The following is a 16,716-nucleotide window of genomic DNA, read 5'->3' on the forward strand; positions in this document are numbered from 1 at the left end:
AGGGGCTACCCCATGCTCCATGAGTTGTTCAGCGTCTACCTGAAAATGCTCGTGCTCTACAGCCCGTTCTTCGTGCTGTCGTGCTTCATCAGCCTGACCCGCGGCTACTCCAGCAAGGAGCGCAAGCAACTGGCCTGGAAGGTAGCGATTGCCGCGCTCGTCGCCAGTGTCCTGCTGTACCTGTTCGGGCGAGCGATCTTCGGTATCTTCGGCATCACCGCCGACGCCTTCCGCATCGGCGCCGGCAGCGTGCTGTTCATCTCGGCACTGGGCATGGCCCAAGGCAAGTCGGCGGTTCAGGCAGACAACGTGCAGCAGGACGTCACCATCGTACCACTGACCATCCCGCTGACCGTGGGCCCCGGTACCATCGGTGCGTTGTTGGTGATGGGGGTGGGCCACCCACACTGGGACGACAAGGTGCTGGCCATTGTCAGCATTGCACTGGCCAGCTTCACCGTCGGCCTGGTGCTGTACCTCTCACACCGCATCGAGCGCATCCTGGGCGACCAGGGCCTGCAGATCGTCAGCCGGCTGATGGGGCTGTTCGTCTGTGCCCTGGCTGCCCAGATCATCTTCACCGGTATCAAAGGCTACCTGGCACCCTAGAGCTGCAGGTCGTGAATCACCCGCTGCCCGTTGCGCTCCGAAAAGGCTCAAGGAAAGGGTTGGAGCCGCATGGCTCCAGCCGCAAACCTTGCCGCGAAACCCTTCCTAAGCTGCCCGGCGTGCCCCCTCAGGGCTGGTTGCCGTACCAGCGCGGCGTATACACCCATGAGCCGCCATTGGCACGGCCGAAAGTGCAGGTATGGGACGAACCGACCAGCACCATGGTGCGCATGTCGACCATTTCGGGCACCAACTCGGCCAATGTGACTACCTTCAGCGTCTGCCCCGGCCTACCGATGTCGCGGCCAAGGACTACCGGTGTATTGCCGTCACGATGCCGACGCACCACCTCCAGCGCCACGCCGAGCTGATGCGGCCTGGCTTTGGAAATCGGGTTGTAGAACGCCAGCACCAGGTCGGCCTGCGCCGTCAGGTCCAGGCGCTTTTCAATGATCGACCAGGGCTTGAGGTTGTCCGACAGCGACATCACGCAGAAGTCATGCCCCAGTGGCGCTCCAGCCTGCGCGGCCGTCGCCAGCGAGGCCGACACCCCCGGCAGGATCTCCAGGTCAACGCGATGCCAGGCAGGGTCGCTGGATTCATGCAGCGCTTCAAGTACCGCAGCCGCCATGGCGAACACGCCCGGGTCGCCCGATGACACCACCACCACCGAACGGCCCTGGGCCGCCAGTTCGAAGGCATGCCGGGCGCGCTGCATCTCTTCGCGGTTGTCGGTGCAGTGCAGTACCTGATCGTCCCGAAACGGGCCGGCCATGCGTACGTAGGTTTCGTAACCCAGCACATCTTCGGCCCGCGCCAGCTCGGCCTTGACCGCCGGTACCATCAGCTCGGCAGCGCCCGGGCCGAGGCCGATCACCGCCAGGCGCCCACGACGGCGGCCAACCCGCGCCACCTCGACCGGTGCAGGTGCCACCGCGATGACCATGTCGGCCACCTCGATCAGTTGCGCGTCTGGCAATGCTTCGGCCAGCATGCCGGCGACATCCTGCGGCTTGGCGGCAAAACGCAAGGCAACGCCCAGTGCCTGGGCGGCTTCGTGCAGTGCGCTATCGGCCATGGCTTGTTCGTCCGCCAGCACACATGCCAGCGAAGGCTCGGCGATACCGGCCTGTTGCAAGGCGGCGCGAATGCCGTGCAGATTGCCACCGGCAACACCCACTACCACCGAGCGCGGGTGAATCAGCAGTTCGTTGCGGTCGGCTGGACGCGCCTGATGCCCCACATGGATGGTGCGCCGGGCCTCGTCACTGGCAGGCAGCTGTGCCTGCTGCAACCACGGCGCATCCCCTTCGATGCGCACTGCTTCACCCGCCAGCAGGTCGGAAACAAAGCGCTTGCCTTGCTCGATATCTGCCAGCGCATAGCCCTGCGGCGGGCTCAGCAGGCAGGTCCCGAAACGCAGTTCGCCACTGGTGGTAATCGCCGCAGCAACGCCCAACGCTTCGCCGATTTCGCGCGCCATCAGGTTCACGCCCGCCAGGCCGCCGAGCAGCGGTACCACGGCGCTGCCGTCTTCAGCCACCGCCAGCACCGGTGGTTCCACGCCCTTCTCGCTGAGCAGGCTGGCCAGGCTGCGAATCACGATCCCTGCAGCACAGAGGGCAATGATCGGCGTGTCCTGCAGGTACAGCGCCCGCAAGGTATCGCCGAACGCGCTGTAGGAAAGGTCGGCCCCTTCGACCCGGCCTTGCAGGCCATGGATCGACGCCTGTGGATAACATTGCCGGATACGCTGCGCCGTGGCCAGGCTGCCCTGGCCCAGAATGACAATCGCCGGAGCCTTGTGCATGTTCAGCCCTGCCATTTTTCACCCGGCACGATGATCAGCGAGAAGTACGGCGACGACTGTGGGTCGACCTGATCCAGCGGCACGATCTTCTGGTTGGCCATGGTCGCCCGCTCTACATACAGCGCGCGGCCGTCCAGGCCCAGTTCAGCCAGCACCTCGCGCACCTTGGGGAAGTTGCGGCCAAGCTTCATGATCACCGCCGCATCGGCGTCGGCCAGGCGACGACGAAGCTCTTCGGCGGGCAACACGCCAGACAGCACCGACAGGCTCTGGTTGCGATACACCAGCGGCGCGCCCAGTACCGAGGCACCGCCGAGCATCGAACAGACGCCGGGAACCACTTCGGCCTCGTAACGCTGCGCCAGGCGGTCGTGCAGGTACATGTAGGAACCGTAGAAGAACGGGTCGCCTTCGCAGATCACCGCCACGTCGCGGCCGGCATCCAGATGCTCGGCCACCTGTACGCTGGCCTCGTCATAGAAGTCGCTGATCACCTGTTCATAGGACAGCGGTGCCGGCAGGGCTTCGGTAGTGACCGGGTAGACCAGCGGCAGCAAGGTCTGCTCGGGCTGCAGGTGCGCCTCGATGATGCCGAAGGCATTGCCGCGCTTGCCCTTGGCCACGAAATAGCCGACCACCGGCGCTTCACGCAGCAGGCGCAGGGCTTTCAGGGTAATCAATTCAGGGTCGCCAGGGCCTACGCCCAGGCCAAGCAGACGTCCATGCGGCGCCATCATTCCACCTCCGTGGCCAGGGCGTTGACCGCAGCGGCGGCCATCGCGCTACCGCCCAGGCGGCCCTGCATGATCACGAACGGCACGCCACGGCTGTCGGCGGCGAGCATCGCCTTGGACTCGGCGGCACCGACGAAACCGACCGGGAAGCCGAGGATCAATGCCGGCTTGGGGGCGCCGGCATCGAGCATTTCCAGCAGGTAGAACAGTGCAGTAGGGGCATTGCCGATCACCACCACGCTGCCTTCCAGGTACGGCCGCCAGAGCTCCAGGGCAACGGCGGAACGGGTATTGCCGGCTTCTTTCGCCAGGCCCGGCACGCTCGGGTCGCGCAGGGTGCAGATCACTTGGTTGTCGGCTGGCAGGCGCGCGCGGGTGATGCCTTCGGCCACCATGTGCGCATCGCACAGGATCGGCGCCCCCTTCTGCAGCGCTTCACGCCCGGCGCGGCCGGCACCTTCGGAGAACTGCAGGCCATCGATGGCCTCGACCATGCCGCAGGCGTGGATCACCCGCACGGCGAGCTTTTCGAGGTCTGCGGGGATCCGCTCGAGTCGGGCTTCCTCACGGATGATCCGGAAGGAATTGCGATAGATCTCCTGGCCATCGCGGATGTAGTCAATCATCAAGGTGCTCCGTCGGCAGGTCGAGCATGGCGCCTGCTTCATTCAAGGTAAGGTCGGTGGCGCGCAGGGCGCCGAAGCCCGGCTGGCTTGGGTCACGCTGGTACAGGTCATAACGGCCCGGCGATCGGGCCAGCAGGGTGGCCGGGGCAACATGGGCCACGGCGCAGGATCGGGTGCAACCGGACAAATGCACGCTGCCGGGCGCGCCCGGGCCGAGCAACGCGGCCAGGGTGACGGCGTCGGCCTTGGTTTCGCCGAGGGCCTTGGCACAACCACCGCTGCCGGTGCAGGCACTGATCCGGGCCAGTGGCTCATGCGCGTGGCACAGCAGGCCCAGGGCGCCCAGGGCGGCTTGGGCCTGGGCGACGGCTTGCCCCTGGATATTGGTCATCACCAGGCTCTGCCAGGGGCTCAGACGCAGGCTGCCATCGCCCAGTTCACGAGCGACATGTGCGGCCCCCCGCAGCATGCTCGGGGTCAGCCGGCCCTGCGGCGGGGCAACGCCCACGGCCAGCCCCTGCGCCTGGGGCAGTACACCCAGCCACGGGGCATCGTACGCTTCACGTCGCCAGCCGAGCACGGCGGCATCGCGGCGGATCGCCAGGCCAAGGCCGTCGATGAAATCGCTTGGCGAACACACTGCAAGTAATTGGCGCATGCGCGATTGGGCCGGGGTGGCCAGGTCGAGGAAGCGCTCCAGCACGGCACGCACCAACATCAAGCCCTGCTCCACTGGCACCGCCCCGAGCACCTGGCCGTCAGCCGGGCAGCCCGCCAGGCCGAACGCCAGCCAGGCCTGCTGCTCCAGATGCAAAGCCGACAACCACAGGTCATGGGGATGTTCGAGCATGGCCAGACGCTCACCGGCATCCAGCTGCACGGCGAACTTGGCCGACAACTGGTGGAAGCGCGGGGTATCTTCCAGCAGGTCGAGGATCTGCCCGGCCAACGGTCGAGCGTCCAGCAGCATGGCCGGATCGTGGCCAGCCAGCGGACTGAGCATCAGGTTGCGCACATCGTCGCCAGCGGCATCACGCGGGCCCAGGCCGGCAGCGAGCAGGGCCTCGACCAGGCCCTGGTGATCGCTGCCGATGCCGCGGATCTGCAGGTTGCCGCGGTTGGTGGCCTCGATCACGCCGCTGGCAAAACGCTCAGCCGCCGTCGCCACCGCGTCGGCCTGGTCGGCGAGCAGCAGGCCACCCGCCAGCTTGATGCGGCAGATACCGCCATCACGGGCGCTGACGATACGCCACAACCCCGGACAGGCCGAGGGGCGGGGCGCAACTTGGGGGGTATGGGCCTGCGTCAATGGGGTATCCGGCAGTCTGTGAAAATGCGCTTGAGTGTAGAAGGCGCGGTATTATGCCTGCTTTGTCCGGCGGCATGAAAAGCCGGTGGTCGAGCATCATCAGCGATTGAGCAGAAATTCAGGGGCGCGCAGCGGCCCCAATCATGGCGGAATGAAATACATGGCACCCTGGCTGACAGTAGTAGGCATCGGCGAAGACGGCTTCAGTGGCCTGGGCAAGCAGGCCCGGCGCGCGCTGCTGGGCGCGGCGCGGATCTTCGGCAGCCCGCGCCAGCTGGCTCTGCTGCCGCGCTGCGTGGCCGGCGAGCGGCTGGGCTGGCCGAGCCCGTTCTCCCTCGCCCCGGTGCTGGCCCTGCGCGGCGAACCGGTGTGCGTGCTGGCCAGCGGCGATCCGATGTTCTACGGCGTCGGTGCCAGCCTGGCACGCCAGGTGCCTGAAACAGAAATGCACGTGCTGCCGATGCCCTCGTCCTGCGCCCTGGCCGCCGCCCGCCTGGGTTGGCCACTGCAGGACGTGCAGGTGCTGTCACTGGTCGCCCGCCCGCTGTCTGCACTGAATGCCCAGCTGCACAGTGGCGCGCGCCTGCTGGTGCTGAGCAACGACGGCGACAGCCCGGCGGCGATTGCTGCGCTGTTGCGCGAGCGTGGTTTCGGGCCAAGCCGGCTGCGGGTGTTCGAGCATCTGGGCGGGGCAGCGGAACGTGAATTGTCCGGCTCCGCCGAGGATTGGCCACATGCCCAGGTCGCTGCGCTCAACCTGGTGGCCATCGAATGCCGGGCTGCGCCACACGCCGCTCACCTGCACCGTCTCGCCGGGCTGCCGGACAGCGCCTTCCGCCACGACGGCCAGCTGACCAAGCGCGATGTCCGTGCCATCACCCTCGCCCGCCTGGCGCCACAGCCCGGCCAACTATTGTGGGACGTCGGCGCGGGCTGCGGCTCGGTCGGTATCGAATGGATGCGCGCCCACCCCGCCTGCCGGACCCTGGCCATCGAGGCCGACGAGGGTCGCCAGGGCTTTATCGAACACAACCGCGATGCGCTGGGGGTACCCGGCCTGCAACTGGTACGCGGCAAGGCCCCGGCAGCACTGCACGGCCTGGAACAGCCCGATGCCATCTTCATCGGCGGCGGCGTCACCCGCGACGGCGTGCTCGACCTGTGCTGGGCAAGCCTGCGCCCCGGCGGCCGCCTGGTAGCCAACGCAGTGACCCTGCAAAGCGAACTGGCCCTGACGCAGTTCCGCGAACGCCACGGCGGCGAGCTGACCCGCATCCACGTCGCGCATGCCCAGCCACTGGGCACCTTCGACACCTGGCGCCAGGCGCTACCGATCACCCTGCTGGACATCGTGAAACCCGCCGATGCGTGAAGAAACCCGTGAACAGCCCGCGCCCCTGCGCAGCGGCCTGACCACCGGCAGTTGCGCCACCGCAACCAGCCTGGCGGCCGCTCGCCTGCTGCTGAGCGGGACGAGCAGCGATGCCGTGAGTATCACCCTGCCCAAGGGCAAGGTGGTGCAGATGCGCCTGGAGTTCTGCCGCCTGAACGGCGAAAGTGCCGAGGCGGGCACGCTCAAGGATGCCGGCGACGACCCGGACGTGACCCACGGCGCCCTGCTCTACAGCCAGGTGCGCCTGCTGGCCGAACCAGGCATCCGCTTTGTCGCCGGCACCGGTGTCGGCACCGTGACCCGCCCGGGGCTGGTGCTGGCAGTGGGTGAGCCGGCCATCAACCCGGTGCCGCGGCGCATGATCAGCGAGCACTTGCAAAGCCTGGCGGACGAATGCGGTTATGCCGGTGGCTTCGAAGTCACCGTCAATGTGCAGGGCGGCGAGCAGCTGGCGCTGAAAACCATGAACCCGCGCCTGGGCATTCTTGGCGGGCTGTCGATCCTCGGTACCAGCGGCATCGTGCGGCCGTTTTCCTGTGCGGCCTACATCGCCTCGATCCACCAGGGCATCGACGTGGCCCACACCAATGGCTACACGCACATTGCTGCATGCACCGGCAACGCCAGCGAGGACACCATGCGCCGCGTCTATGGCCTGCCGGAAATCGCCCTGATCGAAATGGGTGACTTCGTCGGCGCGGTGCTCAAGCACCTGCGCAAGGTGCCAGTACCACGCCTGACCCTGTGTGGCGGCTTCGGCAAGATCAGCAAGCTGGCGGCCGGGCACATGGACCTGCACAGCCGTCATTCCAGCATCGACTTGCCGCAACTGGCCGGCTGGGCTGCGGACATCGGCGCTGACGAAGCGCTGCAGGCGGCGATCCGGGCAGCCAACACCAGCCAGCAGGCTCTGGCCCTGGCGCATGCCGCCGGCATTACGCTGGGTGATGCGGTTTGCGCCCATGCCCTAGCCTTCGCCCGCAGCATCGTGCCGGCCGAGGTGCACGTGGAGGTATTCGCCATCGACCGCCAGGGCGGCATCGTTGGCCGGGCGGGCGTGCCATGAACGGGCGCATCCTGCTGTTGGGCGGCATCACCGAAGCCCTGGCCATCGCTCGCCGCCTTGGCCCGCAGCACGTCTACAGCCTGGCCGGCATCGGCAGCGTGCCGCAGGACCTGCAATGCCAGGTGCGGGTAGGCGGCTTTGGCGGTGCCGAGGGCCTGGCCGGCTACCTGCGCGAGGCGGGCATCAGCTTGCTGATCGATGCCACCCACCCCTACGCCGCGCAGATCAGCCGCAATGCCGCCATCGCGGCGCGTAGTGCCGGTATCGCCTGCTGGGCATTGCGCCGCCCGGCGTGGCAGGCACGGCCGGGGGACGACTGGCGCGAGGTCGACGACTGGGCCGGGTTGATCGACGCCCTCAAGCCGTTCCGCCGGCCTTTGTTCACCCTGGGGCGTGAGCCGCTGCAGCACCTGGCTGAAATTCCGCCCGAGCAGTTCTGGACCTTGCGCGCGCTGGAAGCGTGCCCTGGCAACGAGCGCTGTGAAGTGATTGGCGCGCGTGGGCCGTTCCATATCGACGATGAGCGGGCCTTGTTCGAGCGTCGTGGCATCGATGTGCTGATCAGCAAGAACAGCGGCAGCGTGGCGACCGAACCGAAGCTGGAGGTGGCGCGGGAGCTGGGCGTGCCGGTGCTGGTGCTGAAGCGTCCGGTGCTGCCAGCTGTGGACCGGGTATTCGAATCGCTGCATGACCTGGCTGCAGCACTCGACCTGTAGGAGCGGCCTTGTGTCGCGATCGGGCTGCGCAGCAGCCCCAGGAGTTCAGCACTGACACGCGAATTGTTGGGGCTGCTACGCAGCCCGATCGCGACACAAGGCCGCTCCTACACGAGATCGCGTCACTTCTCAGAAGATAGTCCTACAGCCATTTCGGGCTTTTCATTCAGCCTTCAGGTGGCCCTCTGCCGCCCTGCTGCCTTAAACTCGCCTCCTCCCTCTGGAAGGCGCTACCCATATGGACATGCAATGGTGGATCTGGCTGGTCTTCGGCATCGCGCTGATGCTGCTCGAACTGGTTCTGCCGACGTTCTTCATCCTCTGGTTCGGCATCGGTGCCGTGCTGGTTTCGCTTATCTCGCTGGCCGCTCCCAGCCTGCATCTGGACATGCAGGTGCTGCTGTGGGTGGTGCTCTCGTCAATCACCACGGCACTGTGGTTCAAGCTGTTCCGGCGCAAACCGGATGTACGCTGGACCGCCGACAGCGTGATCGGTGAAGTCGGGCTGCTGACCGCTGCCGTCTCAGAGTTCCACAAAGGCCGGGTACGCTTCCAGAAGCCAGTGCTCGGCAACGAAGAATGGACCTGCATCGCCGACAGCGAGATCGCCGCTGGCGAGCGGGTACGCCTTACCGCCATCGAAGGGAATACCGCCCGGGTCATCCGGGCCTGAACCTGTATCAAAAGGAATTGCGCACCATGACCAGCCTCATCGTCGTCGCCGCCATCGCCCTGTTCGTCCTGATCACCGTGTTCAAGGGGGTGCGGATCGTGCCCCAAGGCGAGGAATGGATCGTCGAGCGCCTTGGCCGTTACCACAGCACGCTCAAGCCTGGCCTGAACATCGTCATCCCGTACATGGACGTGGTTGCCTACCGCCTGCCGACCAAGGACATCATCCTCGATGTGCAAGAGCAGGAGATCATCACCCGGGACAACGCGGTGATCGTCGCCAACGCCCTGTGTTTCGCCAAGGTGGTCGATCCGCAGAAGGCCTCCTATGGCGTGCAGAACTTCTCGTTCGCCGTCACCAGCCTGACCATGACCTCGCTGCGCGCCATCGTCGGTGCCATGGACCTGGACGAAGCGCTGTCCAGCCGCGAGCAGATCAAGGCGCGCCTGCGTGAAGCCATGTCCGAGCAGACCGAGGATTGGGGCGTGACCGTGCGCTCGGTGGAAATCCAGGACATCAAGCCTTCCGAGAACATGCAACTGGCCATGGAGCGCCAGGCGGCCGCCGAGCGTGAGCGCAAGGCCGATGTAACCCGCGCCGAAGGGGCCAAGCAGGCGGCGATCCTCGAGGCCGAAGCACGCCTGCAGGCGGCCAGGCTGGATGCCGAGGCGCAGGTCAGCCTGGCCGAGGCCTCGGCACGGGCGATCACCCTGGTCAAGGACGCGGTGGGCAACGAGACCGTGCCGGCGATGTACCTGCTGGGCGAGCGCTATGTGGGGGCGATGGAGAACCTGGCGGGCAGCAGCAATGCCAAGGTGGTGGTGCTGCCGGCGGACCTGCAGGAGACCGTGCGCGGGTTGATGGGTCGTAACAAGGCTTGAGGGTACCTTTGCCGGCGATTGGGCTGCAAAGCAGCCCTCCCGACGGGCCCGGCCTGCGTCACTTCACCGCACCCCGACATTTTTACCTATACTCGGCCGTACAATAGCCACCACGATTCCTGACCGGATCTCTCCATGCCCCCACGTCGGCACATCGCCTGGATAGCCTGCCTCGCAGTGCTGTTCAACCTGCTGGCCATGCCGCTGTCCTCTGCTGCGCCCAAGGGCCCGGCCGAACAGCTGCTGTGGGGGGCTTTCTGTTCCAGCATGGCCAACAAGGCCAAGGTCGACGTCCAGGCACTGGCCAAGATCGACCTCGGCCCCCAAAGCGACGATAGCGCCAGCATGATGAATTGCTGGTGCTGCTCCGGTGCCGCGCCACTGCTGGCCTTGCCCGGCTACCCGCCGCAGCTGCACAACCCGCCGATACTGCTGGCCGGGCTGCTGCCGCCACCCGCCGACTATCACGCCACGCCGCGCCAACTCTGGCCAGCGCTCAACCCTCGTGCCTCTCCGCTGGCCTGAGTTCATCGCCCTGTCTGCCTGAACCTGAACAGAAACGGAGATTCACCATGCTCAAGCACGCCCTCGTCGTGGCCGCCCTGCTGCTGCCCGGCGCCTTTGCCAATGCCCACGAATACAGTGTGGGCGACCTGCATATCGCCCACCCCTGGTCGCTGCAGCTGCCTCCCAACGCGCCCAACGTCGCGGCGTACTTCGTGGTTCACAACAATGGCCAGGCCGACGACCGCCTGCTCGGTGTCGACAGCCCGATCACTGACGATGCGCAACTGCACGAACATGCCATGAGCGCCAGCGGCGCCATGAAGATGCAACAGGTACCCAGCGTCGTGGTGCCCGCCGGCAAGGACCTGACCTTCGCCCCCAGCGCCTACCATGTGATGCTGATGCAGCCCAAGGACCGCAGCCTGCTCAGCGATGGCAAGCGCTTCCCGCTGACCCTGCACTTCGAGAAGGCCGGCAAACTCACCGTCGAAGTGGCGGTGCAGAAGCAGGCGCCAGCGGACCCGCCGCAAGCCCACGAACACGCGCACTGACACCTGCTGCCAGGCACTCGCCGTGAGCTTGCCGCGCCACAGCCACAGCCGTACCACCCGCCCTGACCGCAGGCGCGCCGGTGGCGTATGGCTGAGCCTGTTCGCCATGTGGATGATCTTCATCGGCCCGCTGATTTCCCAGTCGATGCCGATGGACCACCCTGCCGGCATGAGCATGCCGATGGACATGCCGATGGCGGCCGGCCATCAGCATGCCGGCGACACCCATCACGGTCAGGCTGGCGATGGCCAGCTGCATGTGATGTGGGAAAAGTGCGGTTATTGCAGCCTGTTGTTCAACTGCCCGGCCCTGCCGCAGGCGCTCAGCCCGCTCTGCGCCGACAGCGTCGTTGCCACCACCCACCTGCTCGCCCCCACGCGCCAGGGTCATGCCCGGCAGGCTGTATTCCCCGGCGCGCGCAGCCGCGCGCCGCCCTTCTCGATCAACGTCTGACCGCACATCATTTTGCACGGAGCCAGGAGGCTTCGTGCTGACTCATGACTGATCGACTGGAATCATTATGTCCGGCTGCACCCCTGTTTTTGCCTGGTCCCTGCGTGGGACCCTCGCCGCCGTGTGCGGCTCGCTGCTCGCGCCCGTAGCACTGGCCGCCGAACCCGGCCATGAAGGCCATGCCCACGACGCACCTGAGCTGAGCCCGACGGTAATCACCGCGGTAGCCCCGAGTTCGCCACTGACCGTGGTCACCAACCCGAAAGACCCGCGCCAGCCAGTGCCGGCCAGCGACGGCGCCGACTATCTGAAAACCATCCCGGGGTTTTCCGCCATCCGCGCCGGCGGTACCAACGGCGACCCGGTATTGCGCGGCATGTTCGGCTCGCGCCTGAACATCCTCACCAATGGCGGGCTGATGCTCGGCGCCTGCCCGAACCGCATGGACGCCCCCACCTCGTACATTTCACCGGAAACCTACGACCGCCTGACCGTGATCAAAGGCCCGCAAAGCGTAATCTGGGGCCCAGGCGGATCGGCAGGCACCATCCTCTTCGAGCGCGAACCGGAGAAGTTCGGCCGCCTCGGCAGCCGGGTCAATGCCAGCCTGCTGGCTGGCTCCAACGGCCGCTTCGACAAGGTACTGGACGCCGCCGCCGGCAACCGCCAGGCCTACGCCCGCTTTGTCGGCAACCAGTCGCGCTCGGATGACTACCACGACGGCAGCGACAACACCGTGCCATCCCGCTGGGACAAGTGGAACGGCGATGTCGCCCTCGGCTGGACGCCCGACCAGGACACCTTGCTGGAGCTCACCGCCGGCAAGGGCGACGGTGAGGCTCGCTATGCCGGGCGCGGCATGGACGGCTCGCAGTTCAAGCGCGAAAGCCTAGGGCTGCGTTTTGAAAAGTCCAACCTCGGCGAGGTGCTCGACAAGGTCGAGACGCAGGTCTACTACAACTACGCCGACCATGTGATGGACAACTACAGCCTGCGCACACCGTCGGGCAGCGGCATGATGGGCATGCCAATGGTCAGCAACGTCGACCGCCGCACCCTGGGCGCACGCATCAAGGCCACCTGGCGCTGGGCCGATGTGCAGCTGATCGGTGGCATCGACGCGCAGACCAACGAACACCGCAAACGCGGCGGCATGGGCATGGATGCCCACAAGGGCCAGGCCTGGACCAAGGACGCCGACTTCCACAACTACGGCGCCTTTGGCGAACTGACCTGGTACGTCAGCGGTGAAGACCGCCTGATTACCGGTGCCCGCCTGGACCGCGCCTCGGCCCGCGACTTCCGCGCAAACAGCGCGACCAATGGCGACACCCGCGCCGACACCCTGCCCAGCGGTTTTGTCCGCTACGAGCACGACCTGGCAGCCATCCCGGCCACCACGTACGTCGGCCTTGGCCATGCCCAACGTTTCCCCGACTACTGGGAGCTGTTCTCGCCCAAGCTGGCACCACCCGGTGCGGCCAACGCCTTCGACGGTATCAAGCCAGAGAAGACCACCCAGCTCGACTTCGGTATCCAGTACCGCACCGAGCGCCTTGAGGCCTGGGCTTCGGGCTATGTCGGGCAGATCCGCGACTACATCCTGTTCGACTACCGCAGCGGCATGATGGGCATGAGCACTTCGCAGGCACGGAACATCGACGCCCGCATCATGGGTGGTGAACTGGGAGCGGCCTATCAGCTGACCGACCACTGGAAGGCCGACGCCACCCTGGCCTACGCCTGGGGCAAGAACAGCAGTGACGGCACGGCACTGCCGCAGATGCCGCCCCTCGAAAGCCGCCTGGGCCTGACCTACAGCCGCGATGTGTGGAGCGTTGGGGCACTGTGGCGGCTGGTGGCGGCGCAGAACCGCATCGCCGAGAACCAGGGCAACGTGGTCGGCAAGGACTACGACAACAGCGCCGGCTTCGGCGTGTTCTCGCTCAATGGCGCCTACAAGGTCAGCAACCACCTCAAGCTCAGCGCCGGGGTCGACAACCTGTTCGACAAGACCTACGCCGAGCACCTGAACCTGGCCGGCAACGCCGGGTTCGGCTACCCGGCCACCGACCCACAACCGGTGAACGAGCCAGGCCGGACGTTCTGGACCAAGGTCGATTTCAGCTTCTGACAACAACCGCGGGCGCAACCTGGTGTTGCGCCCTTTGGTAAAACTGGAGGTTCCCATGAGAGGAACACGCATCAATTTCTACAACCTGGCCTGGCGTTGGCACTTCTATGCCGGGCTGTTCGTGGCCCCGTTCATGATCCTGCTGGCGGTTACCGGGATCATCTACCTGTTCAAGCCGCAACTCGACCCGCTGCTGTACCGCGACCTGATGGTGGTCGAAGCCGGCCATCATCGACAGGGCGCCGACTCGCTGCTGGCCGAAGTGCGCCAGGCCTATCCCAAGGGCCACGTCGGCCAGTACCTGCCGCCGCTGAACGCCGAGCGCAGCGCGCAGTTCGTGGTGCATGACGGTGGGCGTGAACTGAACGTGTTCGTCGACCCTTACAGCGGCAGGATTCTCGGCGAGCAGGACGGCAAGCAGAACCTGCAGGCCATTGCCCGCGCCCTGCATGGTGAATTGATGGTCGGCACGCTCGGCGACCGCCTGGTGGAGCTGGCTGCGGGCTGGGGCATCGTACTGGTGGTGTCAGGCCTGTATCTGTGGTGGCCACGCGGGCGCAAGGGCGCCGGCGTACTGTGGCCAAGGCTATCGGCGCGCGGCCGTCTGTTGTGGCGCGACCTGCATGCAGTGACGGGCTTCTGGGGCTCGGCCCTGCTGTTGCTGATGCTGCTCAGCGGCATGACCTGGACGGGCCTGTGGGGCAAGCAATATGCCGATCTGTGGAACCGTTTTCCGGCGGCCATGTGGAACGACGTGCCCAGGTCGGACCAGCAGGCGGGGGAACTGAACACTGCGCACCGCCAGACAGTGCCCTGGGCGGTGGAGAACACGCCAATGCCGCAGTCCGGTGCGCACGCCGAACACGCCGGGCATCACATGATGTCGGACCTGCCCGCCGCACCGCAGGTGAGCGTGCAACAGGTCGAGGACATCGCCAGCGCGCGCCAGGTCGAAGCGGGCTACAGCATCACCCTGCCGACCACGGCTGACGGTGTATTCACCATCGCGGTGTTCGCCGACGACCCACGCAACGACGCCACCCTGCATGTCGACCAGTACACCGGCAAGGTCCTGGCCGACGTGCGCTGGCAGGACTACAGCCCGGTGGCGCGGGCCACCGAGCTTGGGGTGATGCTGCATGAAGGCAAGTTGTTCGGGGCGCTGAACCAGATCATCATCCTGCTGGTGTGCCTGATGATCCTGCTGGGCTCGGTGAGCGGGCTGCTGATGTGGTGGCAGCGCCGGCCGGCCGGCGGGCTGGGTGTGCCGCCGCTGCGCCATGACCTGCCGCGCTGGAAGACGGCAGTGGCGGTGATGCTGGTGCTGGGGGTGGTGTTTCCGCTGGTGGGGGTGTCGATGGTGGTGATGTGGCTGGTAGATAGCCTGGTGGTCAGGCGCGGCCGGGTGCTGGCCAGCGCTTGAGCCTTGCTTCGTCTGTGCCGGCCCTTTCGCGGGTAAACCCGCTCCCACAGTTTCTGCGTCAAGCCTGAGGGCAGCGCGGTCCCTGTGGGAGCGGGTTCACCCGCGAAGAGGCCGGCACAGGCACAAAACTGCTCCCCAAAAGTCGAGTCGATCTGTCGCGCCCCGAACTGGAACGTGCGTGTTAGCCTAGCCGGCTACCTTCGCCAAGACGACCGAATGTCCAATGGAATGCAGCCCATGACGCAAACTTCACCAACCCCGCCAGATGAGCCACATCTGCAACGCAACCTGACCAACCGTCACATCCAACTGATCGCCATCGGTGGCGCCATCGGTACCGGCCTGTTCATGGGTTCGGGCAAGACCATCAACCTGGCCGGGCCGTCGATCATCTTCGTCTACATGATCATCGGCTTCATGCTGTTCTTCGTCATGCGTGCCATGGGCGAATTGCTGCTGTCGAATCTCAACTACAAATCGTTCATCGATTTCTCGGCCGACCTGCTCGGCCCCTGGGCGGGCTATTTCACCGGCTGGACCTACTGGGTCTGCTGGGTGGTCACCGGCATCGCCGACGTGGTCGCCATCGCAGCCTACACCCAATTCTGGTTCCCCGACCTGCCGCAGTGGATACCGGCGCTGGCCTTCGTGGCGCTGCTGCTGTCACTGAACCTGGTGACCGTGAAGATGTTCGGTGAACTGGAGTTCTGGTTCGCCCTGGTCAAGATCGTCGCCATTCTCGGCCTGGTCGCTACCGGCCTGTACATGGTCATCAGCGGCTTCACCTCACCCAGCGGGCGCACCGCGCAGTTGGCCAACCTGTGGAACGACGGGGGCATGTTCCCCAATGGCCTGATGGGCTTCTTCGCCGGCTTCCAGATCGCCGTGTTCGCCTTCGTCGGCATCGAACTGGTGGGTACCACCGCCGCCGAAGCGAAGAACCCGGAGCGCACCCTGCCACGAGCGATCAACTCGATCCCGCTGCGTATCATCATGTTCTACGTGCTGGCACTGATCGCAATCATGGCCGTCACACCCTGGCGCGACGTGGTACCGGGCAAGAGCCCGTTCATCGAACTGTTCGTACTGGCCGGCCTGCCGGCGGCGGCGAGTGTCATCAACTTCGTGGTGCTGACCTCGGCGGCCTCGTCGGCCAACGGTGGCGTGTTTTCCACCAGCCGAATGCTGTATGGCCTGTCGCAGGAAGGTGACGCACCCAAGGCGTTCGGGAAGCTGTCGGGCCACTCGGTACCTGCCAATGGCCTGTACTTCTCCTGCACCTGCCTGCTGCTGGGTGCAGTGATGATCTACCTGGTGCCCAACGTGGTCGAGGCCTTTACCCTGATCACCACCGTTTCGGCGGTGTTGTTCATGTTCGTCTGGACGCTGATCCTGCTGTCGTACCTGCAGTACCGCAAGCACCGCGCGGCGCTGCACCAGGCGTCGAAATTCAGGATGCCCGGCGGGCGCTTCATGTGCTACGTGTGCCTGGCGTTCTTTGCCTTCATCCTGGTGTTGCTGAGCCTGGAGGCGGACACGCGCTCGGCGTTGCTGGTGACGCCGCTCTGGTTCGTGCTGCTGGCGGTGACCTACCAGTTCGTGCGCAGCAAGCGCCATCCGCGCACGGCGATGCGTAACGGCTGAAGGACTCGGGGGCTGCTTTGCAGCCCATCGCGACACAAGGCCGCTCCTACAGGTGTACGCGTTTCCCTGAGGTGCGCGTTTCCCTGTAGGAGCGGCCTTGTGTCGCGATGGGCCGCACAGCGGCCCCAATCCTGTGCACACAAATCCCCCAGGCACCAACCTGGATCCAACCCACGCCCCAACACC

General features: G+C 66.0%; 16 protein-coding genes. 12 read left to right on the top strand and 4 right to left on the bottom strand.

The annotated features are described in order from the left end of the window. Positions 1-12: 12 nt before the first annotated feature. Positions 13-609 (top strand): MarC family protein, encoded by a 597-nt coding sequence (locus JKP78_RS06380; RefSeq protein ID WP_186686541.1) that lies wholly within the window; start codon positions 13-15, stop codon positions 607-609. Positions 610-736: 127 nt separating this feature from the next. Here the strand turns inward: JKP78_RS06380 and cobJ are convergent, their stop codons facing one another. Genes cobJ through cobG form a run of 4 tightly spaced genes read right to left on the bottom strand, consistent with a single transcriptional unit; the run spans position 737 to position 5,103 of the window. Beyond that, positions 737-2,434, bottom strand: a complete 1,698-nt coding sequence (gene cobJ / locus JKP78_RS06385) for a precorrin-3B C(17)-methyltransferase (RefSeq protein ID WP_186686538.1) — start codon at positions 2,432-2,434, stop codon at positions 737-739. Further along, complete coding sequence (locus JKP78_RS06390) at positions 2,422-3,156, bottom strand: precorrin-2 C(20)-methyltransferase (protein ID WP_200626274.1); 735 nt, start codon at positions 3,154-3,156, stop codon at positions 2,422-2,424. Before JKP78_RS06390 ends, cobJ begins: the two co-directional genes overlap by 13 nt. Beyond that, complete coding sequence (locus JKP78_RS06395; protein WP_186686536.1) at positions 3,153-3,779, bottom strand: precorrin-8X methylmutase; 627 nt, start codon at positions 3,777-3,779, stop codon at positions 3,153-3,155. The genes JKP78_RS06390 and JKP78_RS06395 overlap by 4 nt, the downstream gene beginning before the upstream one ends. Beyond that, positions 3,772-5,103, bottom strand: a complete 1,332-nt coding sequence (cobG, locus tag JKP78_RS06400) for a precorrin-3B synthase (RefSeq protein ID WP_200626607.1) — start codon at positions 5,101-5,103, stop codon at positions 3,772-3,774. The genes JKP78_RS06395 and cobG overlap by 8 nt, the downstream gene beginning before the upstream one ends. A 145-nt stretch (positions 5,104-5,248) precedes the next feature. On the opposite strand from cobG, the gene cbiE reads away from it, so the two are divergent. The 11 genes from cbiE (at position 5,249) to cycA (ending at position 16,530) form a co-directional block, all read left to right on the top strand. Beyond that, complete coding sequence (gene cbiE / locus JKP78_RS06405) at positions 5,249-6,460, top strand: precorrin-6y C5,15-methyltransferase (decarboxylating) subunit CbiE (protein WP_200626276.1); 1,212 nt, start codon at positions 5,249-5,251, stop codon at positions 6,458-6,460. Further along, on the top strand, positions 6,453-7,547 hold the full coding sequence (locus JKP78_RS06410; protein ID WP_186686533.1) for a cobalt-precorrin-5B (C(1))-methyltransferase: 1,095 nt from the start codon (positions 6,453-6,455) through the stop codon (positions 7,545-7,547). The genes cbiE and JKP78_RS06410 overlap by 8 nt, the downstream gene beginning before the upstream one ends. Next, complete coding sequence (locus tag JKP78_RS06415; protein ID WP_200626278.1) at positions 7,544-8,263, top strand: cobalt-precorrin-6A reductase; 720 nt, start codon at positions 7,544-7,546, stop codon at positions 8,261-8,263. Before JKP78_RS06410 ends, JKP78_RS06415 begins: the two co-directional genes overlap by 4 nt. A 238-nt stretch (positions 8,264-8,501) precedes the next feature. Then, positions 8,502-8,936 (top strand): NfeD family protein, encoded by a 435-nt coding sequence (locus JKP78_RS06420; protein WP_186686531.1) that lies wholly within the window; start codon positions 8,502-8,504, stop codon positions 8,934-8,936. A 26-nt stretch (positions 8,937-8,962) separates the two neighbouring features. Beyond that, positions 8,963-9,817, top strand: a complete 855-nt coding sequence (locus JKP78_RS06425; RefSeq protein WP_186686530.1) for an SPFH domain-containing protein — start codon at positions 8,963-8,965, stop codon at positions 9,815-9,817. 135 nt (positions 9,818-9,952) lie between these two features. After that, positions 9,953-10,342: a DUF2946 domain-containing protein gene (locus JKP78_RS06430; protein ID WP_024087799.1), complete on the top strand. Its 390-nt coding sequence runs from the start codon at positions 9,953-9,955 to the stop codon at positions 10,340-10,342. A gap of 47 nt (positions 10,343-10,389) precedes the next feature. Continuing rightward, positions 10,390-10,875 (top strand): copper chaperone PCu(A)C, encoded by a 486-nt coding sequence (locus JKP78_RS06435; RefSeq protein ID WP_200626280.1) that lies wholly within the window; start codon positions 10,390-10,392, stop codon positions 10,873-10,875. A gap of 22 nt (positions 10,876-10,897) precedes the next feature. After that, positions 10,898-11,329 carry a DUF2946 domain-containing protein gene (locus JKP78_RS06440; RefSeq protein ID WP_200626282.1) on the top strand — a complete coding sequence of 144 codons (432 nt, stop codon included), beginning with the start codon at positions 10,898-10,900 and terminating at the stop codon, positions 11,327-11,329. Between the two features lie 67 nt (positions 11,330-11,396). Then, positions 11,397-13,463, top strand: coding sequence for a TonB-dependent copper receptor (locus JKP78_RS06445; RefSeq protein WP_200626289.1), 2,067 nt, complete (start codon positions 11,397-11,399; stop codon positions 13,461-13,463). Positions 13,464-13,518: 55 nt separating this feature from the next. Then, positions 13,519-14,886 (top strand): PepSY-associated TM helix domain-containing protein, encoded by a 1,368-nt coding sequence (locus JKP78_RS06450; RefSeq protein ID WP_200626291.1) that lies wholly within the window; start codon positions 13,519-13,521, stop codon positions 14,884-14,886. Between the two features lie 237 nt (positions 14,887-15,123). Then, positions 15,124-16,530 (top strand): D-serine/D-alanine/glycine transporter, encoded by a 1,407-nt coding sequence (cycA, locus tag JKP78_RS06455; RefSeq protein WP_200626293.1) that lies wholly within the window; start codon positions 15,124-15,126, stop codon positions 16,528-16,530. Positions 16,531-16,716 lie beyond the last annotated feature (186 nt).

The organism is Pseudomonas sp. LAM2023 (assembly GCF_016620375.1).
In the GTDB taxonomy this organism is placed as follows: domain Bacteria; phylum Pseudomonadota; class Gammaproteobacteria; order Pseudomonadales; family Pseudomonadaceae; genus Aquipseudomonas; species Aquipseudomonas anuradhapurensis.